Below are 15,670 nucleotides of genomic sequence, written 5' to 3'. Positions count from 1 at the left end.
TTTTAATACAATTGAAAATGCCACAGGAAATGGCTGAAAAGAACTTCAGTAAGTTATCTGTCCAAAATTATTTGGTAGAACGTAGCACCTTCTTTGCTTGCACAAAGGGTTGCTAAGGTTTCATAGGGTCTAATCCCTCAACCTTTCTTGATAACATTTTCAATATTTGAATGAACGAATGGTGCAAAGGTAGCTATTTTCTTTTAATTTCAAAAAAAAAATAATTTAATATTTTTAAAAGCCTTTAAACACAAGTGTTTCAAAGCAATATTAATAATTATTCAGATAAAAGGAATTGGAATTATTTTTCAAAAAAACTAACTTCGTATGGAAAAATGATGATATATGACTGCCGAAAAGGAAAGATTGCAAGATACCAAATGGAAAAACTGGGGACCTTATGTAAGCAACCGGCAATGGGGCAATGTACGTGAAGACTACAGTACCAACGGAAATGCATGGAACCATACCAATCACAATAATGCGGAGAGCTACGCTTACCGATGGGGCGAGGAAGGTATTGCAGGAATTTCTGATGTTAAACAGCTTTTCTGCTTTGCTTTTTCATTCTGGAATAAGAGGGACAAAATTGTAAAAGAACGCTTCTTTGGATTGAGCAATCCACAGGGGAATCACGGTGAAGATATTAAGGAGATTTTTTATTATCTGGATAACACTCCCACTCATAGCTATATGAAAATGGTGTACAAGTACCCTATCGGAGAGTTTCCTTATGATGATCTTGTTACAGAAAATGGAAGGCGTAGCAAGAAAGACCCGGAGTATGAGATTTTTGACACAGGAATTTTTGATAATGATGAGTATTTTGATATTTTTATTGAATACTGTAAAGCAGATCACAACGATATTCTGGCCAGAGTTACTATCTGCAACAGAAGCCAGCATGATGCACCCATTGTCGTAATACCGACCGCCTGGTTCAGAAATAACTGGAAATGGGGCTACAATACTTATAAGGGAGCACTGAATGCGGATTCTCATGACGGAAGCATTAATATTGGGCATGACAGTATTTCAATCAAAAAAATATACTCGAAGAATGGAAATGCACAAAGTGTATTTTGTGAGAATGAGACCAATACTTCAAAGCTTTATGGAGCTCCTTTGGCTGAAAATAGTTATTTCAAAGATGGAATCAATAATTTTCTTATTCATCAGACCAATACGGTAAATCCGGAAAAAAGAGGAAGTAAAGCTTCTTTTCTGATTGATGAAATGATTGAGGCAGGCCAGTCTAAAGTTTTTGAATTCAGATTATGTCCAGTCGAAACAAATGAACCTTTTGCTGGGTTTGATGAAATCTTCGAGATCAGAAAAACGGAAGCTGAAGATTTTTACACCGAGGTTCAGTATGATACTGTAAACGAAGATGAGAAGAATGTACAAAGACAGGCTTTTGCCGGACTTCTTTGGAATAAACAATTCTATCACTATAATGTCGGAAAGTGGCTGAAAGGGGATCCAAATTTTGAGGCTCCAAGGAATTTTAATGACTATGTAAGAAATACGGAATGGAATCATCTTCACAATAAGGATATTATTTCCATGCCTGACAAATGGGAATATCCCTGGTATGCTACGTGGGACCTGGCATTTCACTGTGTTCCTTTTTCTATTATTGATGCAGAGTTTGCCAAAGGGCAGCTTTTATTACTGACTAAAGAATGGTATATGCATCCTAACGGACAGCTGCCGGCGTATGAATGGAATATGAGTGATGTGAATCCTCCGGTACATGCATGGTCCTGCTTCCGTGTTTTTAAAATTGATGAAAAAAACAATGGTAAACCTGATTTATTATTCTTAGAGAAAGTTTTCCAGAAGCTTCTTCTTAATTTTACCTGGTGGGTGAATCGTAAGGATAAGAACGGTAAAAATATTTTCGGAGGCGGTTTCCTCGGGCTTGATAACATCGGTGCTTTTGACCGGAATATGGAGTTAAAAGACGGACAGCATCTTGAACAGGCTGACGGAACAAGCTGGATGGCAATGTATGCATTAAATATGATGCGAATTGCGATGGAACTGGCTCAATATTACCAGGTATATGAAGATATGGCGATCAAATTTTTTGAACATTATCTTTATATCGCTGAAGCGATGGAAAATCTGGGAGAAGGAACAAAAGGTTTATGGAACGAGGAGGACGGATTCTTTTATGATGTTCTGCAGCTGGGAAATGGCGACAGTGTTTCTTTGAAATTACGAAGTATTGTCGGTTTAATTCCCTTATTCGCAGTAGAGATTGTAGATCACAGATTACTGGAAAAGATGCCTAATTTCAAAACCCGAATGGAATGGATCTTAAAAAATAAACCGGAGCTTACCAAGCTTGTTTCTCATTGGGATGAGGAGGGGCAAGGCAGAAAGCATCTGATGAGTATCCTTCGAAAAAACAGACTGACTAAGGTTCTCACCAGAATGCTTGATGAAAAAGAGTTTCTAAGTACTTATGGAATCCGGGCTATGTCTAAAGTATATGAAGAAAATCCCTTCATATTCTCTGTTCATGGGGCTGAAAATGTAGTGTACTATACTCCTGCAGAGAGTGACAGCAGGATGTTTGGAGGAAACAGTAACTGGCGTGGCCCGATCTGGTTTCCTATCAATTTCCTGATTGTAGAAAGTTTGCAGCGCTTCCATTATTATTATGGAAACAGCTTAAAGGTAGAACTTCCAACCGGAAGCGGCGATAAGAGAAACCTGGATGAGGTTGCTCAAAACATAAGTAAAAGGCTTTGCTCTATATTTTTAAAAGATGAACATGGGCAACGGGCTTTTAATGGTGGAAATCCAAAGTTTAATTACGATGAGCATTTCAGAGATTATATTACTTTCTTTGAATATTTCCATGGAGATAACGGACGGGGTGTAGGAGCTTCCCACCAAACGGGATGGACTGCTACTGTAGCAAAACTGATAAAACCAAAACTCAATTTTTAAGATGAGTGGTGATAATAAAAAACCGGATAAAATATCCGGTTTTTCTATTTTTTAAAATAAGAGATTAAATTTTTTCTCCATTCACATATACTTCATACCCGATTTCAACATTCGGTTCTAAGGTTTTTGATACGGAACAATATTTTTCAAAAGACAGTTCGGCAGCCTTCAACGCTTTTTTAGGATCTATTTCCCCTTCTAAAAGAAATTTAACTTTAATGGATTTAAAAGGTTTTGCATCATCTACCTGAATTCTCTCTCCTTCTACTTCTGCCTGAAAGCCTTTAATGTCCTGGCGCTGTTTCTTTAAAATAGAGACTACGTCAATCCCGCTGCATCCTGCTACTGCCATCAAAACACTTTCCATTGGAGAAACTCCTTTTGCTCCCGGTTGAGAAGTGTTATCCAGAAGGATAGAGTTTCCCTGAGCATTGGTACATTCAAATAAAAAGTCGTCGTTTATTCTGTTAAGTGTTATTTTCATTATTCAATAGATTAAAAACATTAAGACACCAAGTAGTGTCAAAATATAAATTGATTATTTACTTCGCAAAGTTATAAAATTCCTCTCGCTTTTATCTCCAAATATTTATTGATAACGTCAATATTCAAGTTTTCAGGAAGTGTATATACAGTGTAAATTCCATATTTACGAAGTTCCTGAATGATCAGTTTCTTTTCAAATTCGAATTTTTCAGCCACAATCTCGTCATATATTTCCTGCATATTTTCAGGATTATTGCTGGTCAGGGTCTGCAATTCAGAATTTTTGAAAAATACCACTACCAGCAAATGGTTTTTAGCAATCCCACGAAGGTATTTAAGCTGTCGGTTCAGCCCGTCCAGTGTTTCGAAATTTGTAAAAAGAAGAATTAAGCTTCTCTGATTGATAGAATATTTTATATCCTGATACAAACGGTTAAAATCACTTTCAAAAAAATCGGTCTTAATATTATACAGGGCTTCTGATATTTTTTTCAGCTGTCCGGATTTGTTATCAGCTGCAATTTTATTTTCTGCTTTTTTTGAAAATGTCATCATGCCTGCACGGTCTCCTTTGCGAAGGATAATATGTGATAATGCCATAGCAGCATTGATGGAGTAATCCAGAAGGCTTAATCCATTGAAAGGCATTTTCATGGTTCGCCCTTTATCAATCAGGATAAAAATACGTTGTGATCTCTCATCCTGGAATTGGTTGACCATTAATCTGTTCGCTTTAGAAGTTGCTTTCCAGTTGATTGTACGGATATCATCTCCGGGAACATAGTCTTTGATCTGCTCAAACTCCATGGTATGACCCAATTTTCGGATTCTTTTGATTCCACCCATCAAAAATTCGCTTTGCAGCGCCATCAGCTCATATTTTCTGAGGTGAATGAAAGATGGATAGGAAGCCAGTGCAGCATCTTTCTGAAAAGTATATCTCTTTGAAACAAATCCTAAGGCTGACGAGGCATAGATATGCAATCCTCCAAAATGGTATTCTCCCCTCTCTTTAGGTTCTAATGTATATTGAAAAAAAGTATTGGCCCCGGAATCTATATGCTTCTCTATTAAAAAATCTCTTTTTTGAAACTGGAAAGGGATTTCATCAATGACCTTAGCATCGATTTTAAAACTGTAATTATTTTTAATATCAATCTTTACAAAATTTTCATCACCGTTGGAAAGTTTTTCCGGTAAAATTCTCTGAGCCTGCAGGGCATTTTTTTGATTAAAAAGCAAAAGATAATCCACCATCAGGGCAAGAAAGCATATTAACAAGACAATATGAGCTCCCCACATGAATGCCGGAAAGAAAAATGCTAAGACATACAGCGCCCCCACTCCGATGAGTGTGAGAAAAAAGCGTGTATTGATGTATAAGTTTTTCATTGTTTAGGTGGTGGGTAGCAGGTTATAGGTTTTAGGTGGCCGCTTATTAACTTTATCTCTTTCATTATTATTGTAAGGAGTTAATTAAACCATTCAACATTTTAGTAATTTCAATAATTCCCTGATTTAATTTTAAATAACTTTCTTCATTTAATAAATTAAGATTTTTGCAAATGGTCAGCTGTGTTTCAATTTCAGCACAACTCCCTCTTGCTATTTTCAAAAATTGCAGATAGTCAGGTTTACTTCTTCTTGAATTTCCTTCAGCAATATTAGATGGTATGGAAACAGCTGCTCTTCTTATTTGCGAAATCAATCCATAAATTTCAATCTTAGGAAAAAGCTCTGTTGCTCTATAAATGTCAGTAACAAAATCAATAGATTTCTGCCAAACTAAAAGCTCTTTAAAATTTGCCATATGTAATAATTTAAGCATTCACTCTCTATCACCTGCTACCCGCCACCTATTATCTACTACCTATCTAGGAATCTCTATTCCTTCTAAAATCTGACGGATGATCTCATCTGCCGTAAGACCTTCCATTTCTCTTTCCGGAGAAACGATTACCCTGTGTCTCAGGACAGCATAACTTGCTTCTTTGATATCTTCAGGAGTCACAAAATCTCTTCCTCTTAGTGCGGCAAATGCCTTTGAAGCAGTAAGTAATGCCAGCGATGCTCTTGGGGAAGCTCCTAAATATAAGAACTGATTTTCCCGTGTGTTGATGATAATTTTAGCAATATATTCCATCAGCTGACCTTCCACAATGATTTCTTTTACCAAATGCTGATAACTCTTCAGCTGTTCAGCTGTAATCACTTTCTGTACGCCTTCTGTCTTATCTTCTTTTTTGCTTTCATGCTGATTTTTAATGATCGTAATTTCCTGCTCAAGGTTAGGATATCCTACATTGATCTTGAATAAAAACCGGTCCAGCTGCGCCTCAGGAAGTCTATAAGTCCCTTCATGCTCAATCGGGTTTTGGGTAGCTACTACCAGAAACGGTTCATCCATAATATAACGGGTTCCATCCATGGTAATCTGCCTTTCTTCCATTACTTCAAACAAAGCAGCCTGCGTTTTTGCCGGTGATCTGTTGATCTCATCAATTAATATAAAATTGGAGAAAATAGGACCCTTTTTAAATTCAAATTCAGAGTTCTTCACACTGAAAACAGATGTCCCTAAGATGTCTGAAGGCATAAGATCCGGTGTAAACTGAATTCTGCTGAAACCTACGTCTATTGTTTTCGCCAATAGCTTTGCTGTAATCGTCTTGGCCACTCCAGGAACTCCCTCAATCAGAACGTGTCCATTTGAAAGCAAAGCTGCCAAAAGGTGTTCTATCATATTTTCCTGCCCTACAATTACTTTACCGATTTCAGTTTTTACTTTATCAAGGCTTGTACGAAGTTCAATCATATCTATTCTTGACTGAAACTGTTCTTCGCTTTTATTAAGATTAATAGCGCTTTGGTTTTCTATATTTGAGTTTTCCAGGTTTTCCATAATTCTTTTCTTTGGTTTTTTGATAGGATTTTATTCTACCTTTTATTAAATCATCTGTTGGGATGTTTCTGTTTCTCTATTTTAATATTTCGTCTAGCAGTCTGTTGATTCTCGCAAGGTCTTCCTTCATTACGCTGGCATAAGGATCCTGAGCTTTTTTGATCAGCACGATTGCTTCATTGATCATTTCCATAGTTTTCCCTGTTTTTAGCTGCAGCTTTTTAGCAAATTCTTCATCTAAATTCTGGGTATCGATCAGCAGATCCAACCTTACTTTATTTAGAAAATATTGTGCTTTTTTTGCCATCATGTCATGAAAATCTCCTTCCTGTAGATAAAGATTTCCAATGCTTTTAACAAAATCCAGAGAGGTATTTCTCAATGGTTCTAGCACAGGTATTATTCTCTGCTTTCTTTTAGCATTAAATAAAATAAACAGCACAAGCCCTCCCAACAAAACCCACCATGCATATTTTAAGGCAGGGTTTGAAAGTACAAATTTCATAAAGAAGCGTGACTCTTTGGTATTGCTTTTCACAAACCAAACTGTTTCTCTATCCTGAAGATAGGAGAATACATCCTGCGCATATTTTGTATTTCCAGATTTGAGAAGATAATAGTTGGTAAGAAAAAGAGGCTCTGTATGGGCGTAAATATTCCCTTTTCCAAATTTCACTTTAATAAAGTTTGCCTGATCCGTGTTCTTCTTCTCCACCGTTTTCCCTAATACTTCAACTCCGGGTTTAATAAATGAAAATCCTCTTCCTGATGGAAATTTATCTAATATAACAAAATCGTTCTGGTATTTTTTCTCAGTAAACTTCAGTACATTTTCTTCTTCAAAAGAGATCTCAGAGTCGTAATATCCAATCGTATCTGAAACAGCTTTCGGCATACGGCTTACCATTAACATTGCATCTGAACCCTTTGCTACCTGATCCAGAATTTTTTTCCAGGATCCCTCATCAATATCATTTTCTATAACCAAAATATTATGGGTTTCTTTTGGCTGCTTGCTATAGTACTCGTAAGGAGATTGCTCAATAGTCTTCAGGTTATTTTTAAAAAGATTTTTTGCTTCATTACTGAAAACAAAAAGACCAAAAGGAGATTTTTCATGAATATCAAAATTCTTTTGCCAGTTTACGGTCTCTTTTTTATTAACTTCAAGCAACGCCAAAATAATCATCACAATGATGAAAATTACAGCATATATTTTGAAAGTTTTATTCATGGTTTGTTTTATTATGGTTTAAATGCCTGATATTGATTTTTAAATTTCTGATAACTTTGTTCTTCAATATTGAATTCCCCATACCAGACATAATCGAAAATATAGGATAAATCGGAAAAGTCTTTTTGAAGATTCGGAGCTTTTAATTCTCCGGCATAATCTTTATTGGTTTTTTCAGGATTCCAATTGATCAGTTTTTTATCACTTAATCTTTTAAGAATAAACAAAAACTGGTAACGAACTGCAGAACGATAGTCTTTTTCATTTTCAAACTTTGCGATACTTTCAGGAAAATTAATTTCATGAATATTTTCATTCAGCTCCTGTACGTTAAGATCCAATTTCCTGTTCTTTTTTCCAAACATGAAATTTCCCTCTTTCCCAAGAATATATTTTATAATAAAATAAAGCAAAAAACCTACAAGAATAATGGCAAACAGACGAATAAGAACTGTCGTAAATTCTGCAGATTTTGTAAAAGCTGTTTCCCCGAATATACTTTGTAAAAACTGGTTTATTTTTCTCATCAGCTTTTGCGAGAAAGATTCTCTTGGCTTTGATACAGAATAGTCAAATTCGTTTCCTTTATACCTTGACGGAATGTTTTCTTTAAACTGCTTTGGATAGACCACATTTTCTGAAGCCGGATTTTTCATCAATACCGAATCTGCACGAAGCATATTATGATAATGCCCGCTTATATAGAGAGAATCATCCAGATAATCACCTGCAGGCCCATCATCCTGAGCTTTGACAAGCCCAAAAGAGAGAGAAAACAATATGAAAAAAAGAATCTTATTCATTGATACCAATAGTGTCTATTTCTGCAAGTTCTACTTTCTGATGAAGGTCTGTTCTGCTGTCATAATACATTAATCCTGCATTCACATACATCAGATTCGAAAGAATGAATGAAAGCAGCATAGAAATTCCATAGAATACAAAAAATATAAGACCCAAAGCTCCTGTAAAAGGATTTTCCTCGAATTTACCATCTGGTGTAGAGGTAAGAACTGATCCGTAAAAAAAGATCAACGGAATATAGGTAAAAATGGAAGAAATGATTGATATAATAGTAATCATAACAATAGATCCCCCCAATATTTCCAGTAAGGGGATTTTTCCCTTCCGTTCGGGTAAGAAAACTGTGATCTTATAGAATAGCTCAGACTTTCAAAAAACGTTCTGTCTGAATTAAAATAATCATACATCAAAAATGTAACAGCGTTAAATATCGTAGGGTAGATTAAAAATATCAGGAAGATTCCTATGATTAGAAATATCAGGATATAGGAAAAGCCAATCACGAAAAAAGCCAGCGGTGCAACAATAAAAGTCAGTCCTATACATAGTTTGGCTATTTTGCCGGCATTTTTTTTAAAATCACTTAAAATCTCATCCGTTTTTACCTTTTCAGCTCCCTGGGCAATTCTTTTCAGGTAAAAAACAGGATAGAGATAACTTATTATCATCAAAATCATCAGCAACAGAAAAGTCAGTAATCCAATTCCTATCAACATTCCGGCGTTATCAGAGAAATACTGTTCGAAATAATAGGACTCACCGCCTAAATTGGAGGCAAAGATCTGAGCAAAAATCTCTTTATATCCAAAGATAGCCACAGCCACCATTAAGATCAACACCAATCCATTGATCAACAGATAGCTTTTGAAATAATTTTTCCCATATAATTTAAAGAAATTAAAGCTGTCACTGATAAAGCTTCCAAATTCTCTCTTTTTATAAAATTGCATCATTGATGTGTTTATTTGTTTTTTTATTGACAATAGAAGGGTACAAAAGATAGTAAAATATTACAATCGCAAGTGAACTGAAGATAATCACCAGATTTAAAACCAAAGGCATCTTCAGTGCGTGTCTTGTTACATAACCTTCAATAATTCCTGCACAAATTGTAAAGGGAATGGTGCTCAGAAATATTTTGAATGAATCTTTAAACCCTTTTTTAAAAGAATTAAATCTGGAAAAAGTCCTCGGAAACAGAATAGAAGCGCCTAAAATCAATCCACACATAGCCTCTATTACCATTGCAAAGATTTCAAATACTCCATGAAGCCAAATTCCTCTTGCACTATCTTTCAGGGCTCCGTAATCATAGAAAAAATATTGAAAGGCTCCCAGCATTACACTATTGGAAAGCAGCGCATATAAAGTCCCTACTCCTCCCGCAATACCATAAATATAGAGTTTGGCACCTACCTGAATATTATTGAAAATAATACCGATAGTGCTTCCCCAGGTAGAACCGCTTTCATATATTGCAACGGCATTTCCTTTCTTAATATTTTCTATGGTCTCATTCACGTAAGATTCTCCATTTGGTATGGCAACTGCTAAGAAACCTTTGTCATAGATCGCAGAAAGCACCCCTATTGAAGTAAAGAGAATAAAAAAAAGAAAAGCATAGGCAAGGTATCTCCGGTACTGGTACACCAATAAGGGAACTTCAGTCCTGAAAAAATAAATCAGCCTGTTTTGCTCTACCCTTTTTGTTTTATAGATCTTCTGAAAAATCTGAGAAGACAAATGATTCAGGTAAACCGTCGTATTACTTTTAGGGTAATAAGTCTGGGCAAAAGAAAGATCATTGATCAGGTTAATATATAACGAAGACAGGTCATCAGGATTTTTTTTAATTTTCCCATCAATAACCTGTTCTATTCCCAACCATTTTTCTTTATTTTGTTTAATGAAATAAACTTCTCTCATAATTGTAAGGCTAAAATAATAAAAAATATGTCTCAAATTGCGATAAATACCTCACAAAATGTAAATATTAGCTTTAATATGGCCAGTATAGGAGAAAGAATGCTGGCATTCATTATTGATCTTCTGATAAGGGTAGCATATGTGGTTATTGTACTCTATCTGTTCTTCAATATTTTTGATTTAGGGTATCTATTAAACGGACTTGATGAATGGTCTATCCGGGCAGTTTATATTATTCTTACATTCCCTATTTATATCTACCCTCTTGTATTGGAAAGCCTTATGGAAGGCCAGACTCCAGGCAAAAAGGTCATGAAAATAAGAGTTGTGAAAATTGATGGATATCAGGCTGGTTTTGGTGATTACCTTATTCGATGGGTATTCAGGATTGTTGATGTTTCTTTCGCAGGAGTGATCGGATTAATTTCAATGATTGTTTCGAAAAACAACCAGCGTTTAGGGGATATAGCCTCAGGTACTGCTGTTATTTCTTTAAAAAACAATATTAATATCTCTCATACCATTTTGGAAAATATTCAGGAAAATTATATTCCTACTTTCCCACAGGTTATTGCTCTGAGCGATAATGACATGAGGATCATCAAGGATAATTATACGAAAGCGCTAAAAGTAGATGACCGCCAAATTATCAATAAACTTTCAAATAAGATCAAAAGCATTCTGAAACTGGAAATAGATCCTACTAAAATGACAGAAAGACAGTTTATTAACGTTATTATTAAAGATTATAATTACTATACCGGGAAAGATAATTAACAACAAATCAACAGCTCATAAGGATGGCCAAGTTTTTGTATCTTTATTAACACTAAAGTGCTGAATCATGAAATTTGAAAACAATAAATCCGGAAACGGCGGAGTTCTTACTCTAAACAATGAAACAAAAGAGGTTGGAAGGCTTACGTATACTATTTTCCCTGAAGACCATAAACTAATCATTTCTTTTGTATTGGTTCACCCTGAATTTGAAGGCAGAGGAATGGGAAAATTTTTGGTAGAAGAGGCCCTGAAGTTTGCCAGAGAAAATAACTGGAAGGTATACCCTCACTGTTCTTATGCAAGGGCTGTCATGACAAGAATGAAAGATGTGGAGGATATTTTTTTAAAGAGTTAAAACTTCCTTCACCAGAATTTCTTCAATATCATTCGGGTAGTCTACTTTCAGATGATGATCGGAAGCTACCCACTCCATAATTTCCTGGAGATTTAAAACTTTAGAATTCGGTATGCCCATTTTGTCTAAAGCACAGGCATTACATTCCTGCTCATACTGATTGTGAATAGGAATTACAAATAACTTTTTATCCATAAAAAGTGCTTCGGCAGGAGTTTCAAAACCCGCATTACACAGAATCCCCTCGCAACCTTCAAAATACTTCAGATACTGACTTTCGTCAATTGGAAAGACTTCAACATTTTTAATCCTTACCTGTACTTTACTGTATTTGGAAAAGACTTTCCATTCCACAGGAATTTTTCTTAAAACTTTAATGATATTTTCGTCTGCAAAACTAGGAAGATATACTACGTAATAGCCCTGTTTATAAGGATTAAGTTTTCTTATCTTTCCTCTGATAACAGGTTTTTTTATCTGAGGATGATAATTTTCAAAATGAAAACCGATCTTTCGCTCACTGGGAACGTAGTATTTTAAAATCATCTCTCCCAGAAAATCTTTCTTCAAGGGTTTGGGTGTTTCAGCAAAACTCATGGATGCCTGATGGCTGAGTTCTATCATTGGCAGTTTCTTCAGTTTAGAGGCCCAACCTGTCAGAGGTTCATAATCATTGATGATCAAATCATACTGTGAAAGCTCAAGTTCTTTTATCGTTTTTATAGCTTGAATAAATTTATTCTCTGTAAAAGTTTTCCGATAGGATAATCCCCCTGTTTTATTATAAAGCAGCGAAATGCCTTTATGTTGAAAATCAAGATCAAAATCAGCCTTTAATTGCGACTGATGTCCGCTAATCAATGTATCAACTGAAGCGTATTTTTTTAGGATTGGAATAATTTCCTGTGCTCTTGCCACATGCCCGTTTCCAGTTCCCTGAAATGCATACAAAACCTTCATTTAAGAAAAATTGGTTACTATTTTTAAAAGAGCGGAAGGATCCATGTCCTGAATTTCTTCCATTTCATCGTCTTTCAGCAAATGCTTATGATCATCATAATAGAAGATCGACCATTCTTTATCATTATATTCAAGAGCTGACAGGTTTTCAATCCAATCACCGGAATTAAGATAGGTACATGATCCTTTTTTATTGACAACCTCTCGGATTTGTGGCTGATGGATATGTCCACACACTACATAATCATATTGATTGTCAATGGCCAGTTCAGAAGCCGTAAGCTCAAAGTCCCCGATATATTTTACCGCTTTTTTTACATTGTTTTTGATTTTCTTTGAAAATGAATATTTTTCTCTATCCATTTTTTCCAAGAACCAATTGACAACATTATTGATAGCAATAAGGAGATCATATCCCTTTCCTCCGAGTTTAGCGATCCATTTAGAATGTTGGACTGAGGCATCGAAAACATCGCCATGAAATATCCATGTTTTTTTCTGGTCGATATTCAGGCAGATTTTATTACAGACTTTAAGTTTTCCGAGTTCGAAATCTGTGAATTTACGAAACATTTCATCGTGATTGCCTGTAATATAGTAGACATCTGTGTTTTTGGTAGCAAACGAAAGGATCTTTTTGATCACTTTCAAATGAGGTTTAGGGAAGTAAGACTTTTTGAACTGCCAGATATCAATAATATCCCCATTCAAAACTAAGGTTTTAGGATGGATAGAATTGAGGTATCTCAGCAATTCTTTAGCCTTACATCCATAAGTTCCCAAATGAACATCCGATATAACAACTAGTTCAATGTTTCTTTTCATAGTTTTATACAAAGAAACTAATTGAAAGTTAACTGTATATGAATGCTATATTATTTTTTATAAAGAGTTCATCAGCTCTTCTGTGATTTCCATATTGTGGTAAACGTTTTGTACGTCATCATCATCTTCGAAACGCTCAAGCATCTTCATATTAGCTTTGAACTGTTCTGCATTCACCTCTTTTGTATTATTTGGAATTCTTTGAAGTTCTGCGCTCTTCGCTTCAATGCCAAGCTCATCTAATTTGTGAGATAAAGAACCGAAATCTTCAAACGCCGTTGTAATCATTACCTCATCTTCATCTTTTTCTACATCTTCAGCACCTCCATCAATCATTTCCATTTCAAAATCGTCCCAATCCATTTTGATTTGAGCTAAATCAATCGTGAAAATACCTTTTCTATCAAAGATAAATGCCAGCTCCCCATTTTTCCCAAGGTTACCATCAAATTTGTTGAAAATAGCTCTCACATTGGCTACGGTTCTTGTCGTATTGTTCGTAGTACATTCTACAAAAAAAGCAACACCACCTTGCCCGTATCCTTCATAAGTGATCTCTTCGTAGTTTTCAGCATCAGCACCACTTGCTTTCTTGATTGCTCTTTCTACGTTATCCTTAGGCATATTGGCCCCTTTTGCATTCTGGATACATCTTCTCAGCGCAGGATTGGCTTCAGGATCTGTTCCACCCGCTTTTACTGCCAATGCAATATCTTTTCCTATTTTAGAGAATGTTTTGGCCATCTTGTCCCATCTGGCCATTTTAGAAGCTTTTCTATATTCAAATGCTCTTCCCATTTTAATTTTTAATTTTCAACAAAATTACTCAAAAGTCAACAAAAAAAAAATACCTCCAAAGAATTGGAGGTATTCATTATTTAGAAAAATTAATTATTTTTTCTTTTTAGCTGGAGCTTTTTTAGCCGGAGCTTTTTTAGCACCTTTCTTAACCGCTTTTTTAGCTGGTTTAGCTACAGTTAAGTCATTTTTCTTGTAAGTATCCCACTCAGCACCTGAGATCGCTCTTACGATAACTTTTCTGTCTTTTTGTCTTTCAGCATCAGATGCAGTTGCAGGAACAGTAGCTTCCTGAGAACCGATACCAATAGATTTCAATGTTGCAGGGTTTACACCTCTAGCTTCTAAAGCACCTACTACAGAAGCAGCTCTTTCTTTAGAAAGTTTCAAGTTGTAAGCAGCAGCACCTTTAGCATCTGTCATACCTACTACTACGAAGTTTTCAGCGTCAGCTTCTTTGATGATCTTAGCAGCACTGTCTAATTTTTCGTTAGACTGAGGTCTGATCGTAGCTTTGTTGAAATCAAATAAGATATCTTTTAATTGTTCAGTTACTACTACAGCTGTTGGCTTCTTAGGAGCTGGACATCCGTTGTATTCAGGAAGACCTGGTACTGTAGGACATGCATCATCTTTATCTAAGATACCATCACCGTCAGTATCTGGCCAAGGACATCCGTTGTTTTCAGCAGGACCTGCTACTGTAGGACAAGCGTCATCTTTATCGATTACACCGTCACCGTCAGTATCTGGCCAAGGACAACCGTTGTTTTCAACTGGACCAGCAACATCTGGACATTGATCGTCTTTATCTGGAACACCATCTCCGTCTGTATCAGGACATCCCTGGAATTCTGGTAAACCTGGAGTATCTGGACAAAGGTCATCTTTATCTAGGATACCATCTTTATCTCTGTCTCTGTTTCCGAATCTAAATAAGATAGATGCAGAAGCTTGCCAGAAGTTAGCAACTGTAGAGTGATCACCTGGAGTTGATACATAGTCACCTTGGATACCAAGACCGAAGTTCTTAGTTACCCAGAAGTTAGCACCAGCACCTGTAGCTACAGTAAAGTGGTTAGCTTTACCATTTTCGTTACCATCCTTACCGTTACTAACAGTTTCGATATAGTTACCGTTAGCATCTACAGCGTTTCTTGGGAAAGTAAGTGCAGAATAGTCATGTCTTAAATAGTTAGCACCAACTCTTAAATATGGATCAAACCAAGATTCTTCGTTCCATAAAAGACCTGCAGCGTGAGCCTGGAAACCAAGACCTGTCATTAGGAAAAATTCTTTCCCCATGTTGAATTTTTTGTTTTCAACATTTCCAACAGAAGTTTGCCAGTCAATAACTAAACCTTTACCAATGTTTCTAGCAACTGTTAACTTAGACAATGGAGGTGTAATAGAGAAGTTGTTCACATTGAACATACTCTTTGTCAAATTGTTAGCAGAGAACGTATTACTAAAAGTACCTCTTGCTGCTATATGGTTTTCAGCGTGAGCACCAACCCCGATCAACCACGGATTGTTGGTAGTCTGCGCGAAAACAGTAGAGGCAACAGTAAGCGCCAATGCTGAAATTCCTAATTTTAGATTTTTCATAGAATTAAATGATTAAATAATTGATAAT

The 15,670-nt window shown here is 35.8% G+C and carries 16 protein-coding genes and 1 riboswitch; of the genes, 3 read left to right on the top strand and 13 right to left on the bottom strand.

Annotation, left to right across the window (positions count from 1 at the left end; genetic code table 11):
- Positions 1 to 50: 50 nt before the first annotated feature.
- A riboswitch (SAM riboswitch) is annotated at positions 51 to 157 on the bottom strand.
- A gap of 188 nt (positions 158 to 345) precedes the next feature.
- Positions 346 to 2,964 carry an MGH1-like glycoside hydrolase domain-containing protein gene (locus LF887_RS02195; protein WP_236857184.1) on the top strand — a complete coding sequence of 873 codons (2,619 nt, stop codon included), beginning with the start codon at positions 346 to 348 and terminating at the stop codon, positions 2,962 to 2,964.
- 64 nt (positions 2,965 to 3,028) lie between these two features.
- Here the strand turns inward: LF887_RS02195 and LF887_RS02190 are convergent, their stop codons facing one another.
- From LF887_RS02190 to LF887_RS02150, 9 genes are all read right to left on the bottom strand, one after another.
- A complete protein-coding gene (locus tag LF887_RS02190; protein WP_236857183.1) occupies positions 3,029 to 3,448 on the bottom strand; it encodes an OsmC family protein in 420 nt (139 codons plus the stop codon).
- A gap of 71 nt (positions 3,449 to 3,519) precedes the next feature.
- Complete coding sequence (locus tag LF887_RS02185) at positions 3,520 to 4,842, bottom strand: DUF58 domain-containing protein (RefSeq protein WP_236857182.1); 1,323 nt, start codon at positions 4,840 to 4,842, stop codon at positions 3,520 to 3,522.
- 67 nt (positions 4,843 to 4,909) lie between these two features.
- On the bottom strand, positions 4,910 to 5,260 hold the full coding sequence (locus tag LF887_RS02180) for a four helix bundle protein (protein WP_236857181.1): 351 nt from the start codon (positions 5,258 to 5,260) through the stop codon (positions 4,910 to 4,912).
- 60 nt (positions 5,261 to 5,320) lie between these two features.
- Positions 5,321 to 6,352: an AAA family ATPase gene (locus LF887_RS02175; protein WP_236857180.1), complete on the bottom strand. Its 1,032-nt coding sequence runs from the start codon at positions 6,350 to 6,352 to the stop codon at positions 5,321 to 5,323.
- A gap of 76 nt (positions 6,353 to 6,428) precedes the next feature.
- On the bottom strand, positions 6,429 to 7,586 hold the full coding sequence (locus LF887_RS02170; protein ID WP_236857179.1) for a DUF4350 domain-containing protein: 1,158 nt from the start codon (positions 7,584 to 7,586) through the stop codon (positions 6,429 to 6,431).
- Between the two features lie 11 nt (positions 7,587 to 7,597).
- Positions 7,598 to 8,389: a DUF4129 domain-containing protein gene (locus LF887_RS02165; RefSeq protein ID WP_236857178.1), complete on the bottom strand. Its 792-nt coding sequence runs from the start codon at positions 8,387 to 8,389 to the stop codon at positions 7,598 to 7,600.
- Positions 8,382 to 8,669, bottom strand: coding sequence for a hypothetical protein (locus tag LF887_RS02160; RefSeq protein WP_236857177.1), 288 nt, complete (start codon positions 8,667 to 8,669; stop codon positions 8,382 to 8,384). The genes LF887_RS02165 and LF887_RS02160 overlap by 8 nt, the downstream gene beginning before the upstream one ends.
- The gene (locus LF887_RS02155; RefSeq protein ID WP_236857176.1) at positions 8,666 to 9,343 is read right to left on the bottom strand and encodes a DUF4013 domain-containing protein; all 678 of its coding nucleotides are present in this window, start codon (positions 9,341 to 9,343) and stop codon (positions 8,666 to 8,668) included. The genes LF887_RS02160 and LF887_RS02155 overlap by 4 nt, the downstream gene beginning before the upstream one ends.
- Positions 9,327 to 10,316, bottom strand: coding sequence for a stage II sporulation protein M (locus LF887_RS02150; protein ID WP_236857175.1), 990 nt, complete (start codon positions 10,314 to 10,316; stop codon positions 9,327 to 9,329). The genes LF887_RS02155 and LF887_RS02150 overlap by 17 nt, the downstream gene beginning before the upstream one ends.
- A gap of 27 nt (positions 10,317 to 10,343) precedes the next feature.
- On the opposite strand from LF887_RS02150, the gene LF887_RS02145 reads away from it, so the two are divergent.
- Positions 10,344 to 11,093, top strand: a complete 750-nt coding sequence (locus LF887_RS02145; RefSeq protein ID WP_236857174.1) for an RDD family protein — start codon at positions 10,344 to 10,346, stop codon at positions 11,091 to 11,093.
- 67 nt (positions 11,094 to 11,160) lie between these two features.
- The gene (locus LF887_RS02140; RefSeq protein ID WP_236857173.1) at positions 11,161 to 11,451 is read left to right on the top strand and encodes a GNAT family N-acetyltransferase; all 291 of its coding nucleotides are present in this window, start codon (positions 11,161 to 11,163) and stop codon (positions 11,449 to 11,451) included.
- Here LF887_RS02140 and LF887_RS02135 read toward each other — a convergent pair.
- The 4 genes from LF887_RS02135 to LF887_RS02120 all read right to left on the bottom strand — a co-directional run bounded on the left by LF887_RS02135 (position 11,440) and on the right by LF887_RS02120 (position 15,642).
- Positions 11,440 to 12,411: a glycosyltransferase family protein gene (locus tag LF887_RS02135; protein WP_236857172.1), complete on the bottom strand. Its 972-nt coding sequence runs from the start codon at positions 12,409 to 12,411 to the stop codon at positions 11,440 to 11,442. The genes LF887_RS02140 and LF887_RS02135 overlap by 12 nt on opposite strands.
- Complete coding sequence (locus tag LF887_RS02130) at positions 12,412 to 13,236, bottom strand: UDP-2,3-diacylglucosamine diphosphatase (RefSeq protein WP_236857171.1); 825 nt, start codon at positions 13,234 to 13,236, stop codon at positions 12,412 to 12,414. It abuts the gene before it with no gap.
- Positions 13,237 to 13,293: 57 nt separating this feature from the next.
- The gene (locus LF887_RS02125; protein WP_236857170.1) at positions 13,294 to 14,034 is read right to left on the bottom strand and encodes a YebC/PmpR family DNA-binding transcriptional regulator; all 741 of its coding nucleotides are present in this window, start codon (positions 14,032 to 14,034) and stop codon (positions 13,294 to 13,296) included.
- A 93-nt stretch (positions 14,035 to 14,127) separates the two neighbouring features.
- On the bottom strand, positions 14,128 to 15,642 hold the full coding sequence (locus LF887_RS02120; protein ID WP_236857169.1) for an OmpA family protein: 1,515 nt from the start codon (positions 15,640 to 15,642) through the stop codon (positions 14,128 to 14,130).
- Positions 15,643 to 15,670: the final 28 nt, after the last annotated feature.

The sequence above is a fragment of the Chryseobacterium sp. MEBOG06 genome, assembly GCF_021869765.1.
GTDB lineage: Bacteria > Bacteroidota > Bacteroidia > Flavobacteriales > Weeksellaceae > Chryseobacterium.
The sequence above is the reverse complement of the archived record's forward strand: the minus strand, read 5'-3'. Positions and strand labels throughout refer to the sequence as shown.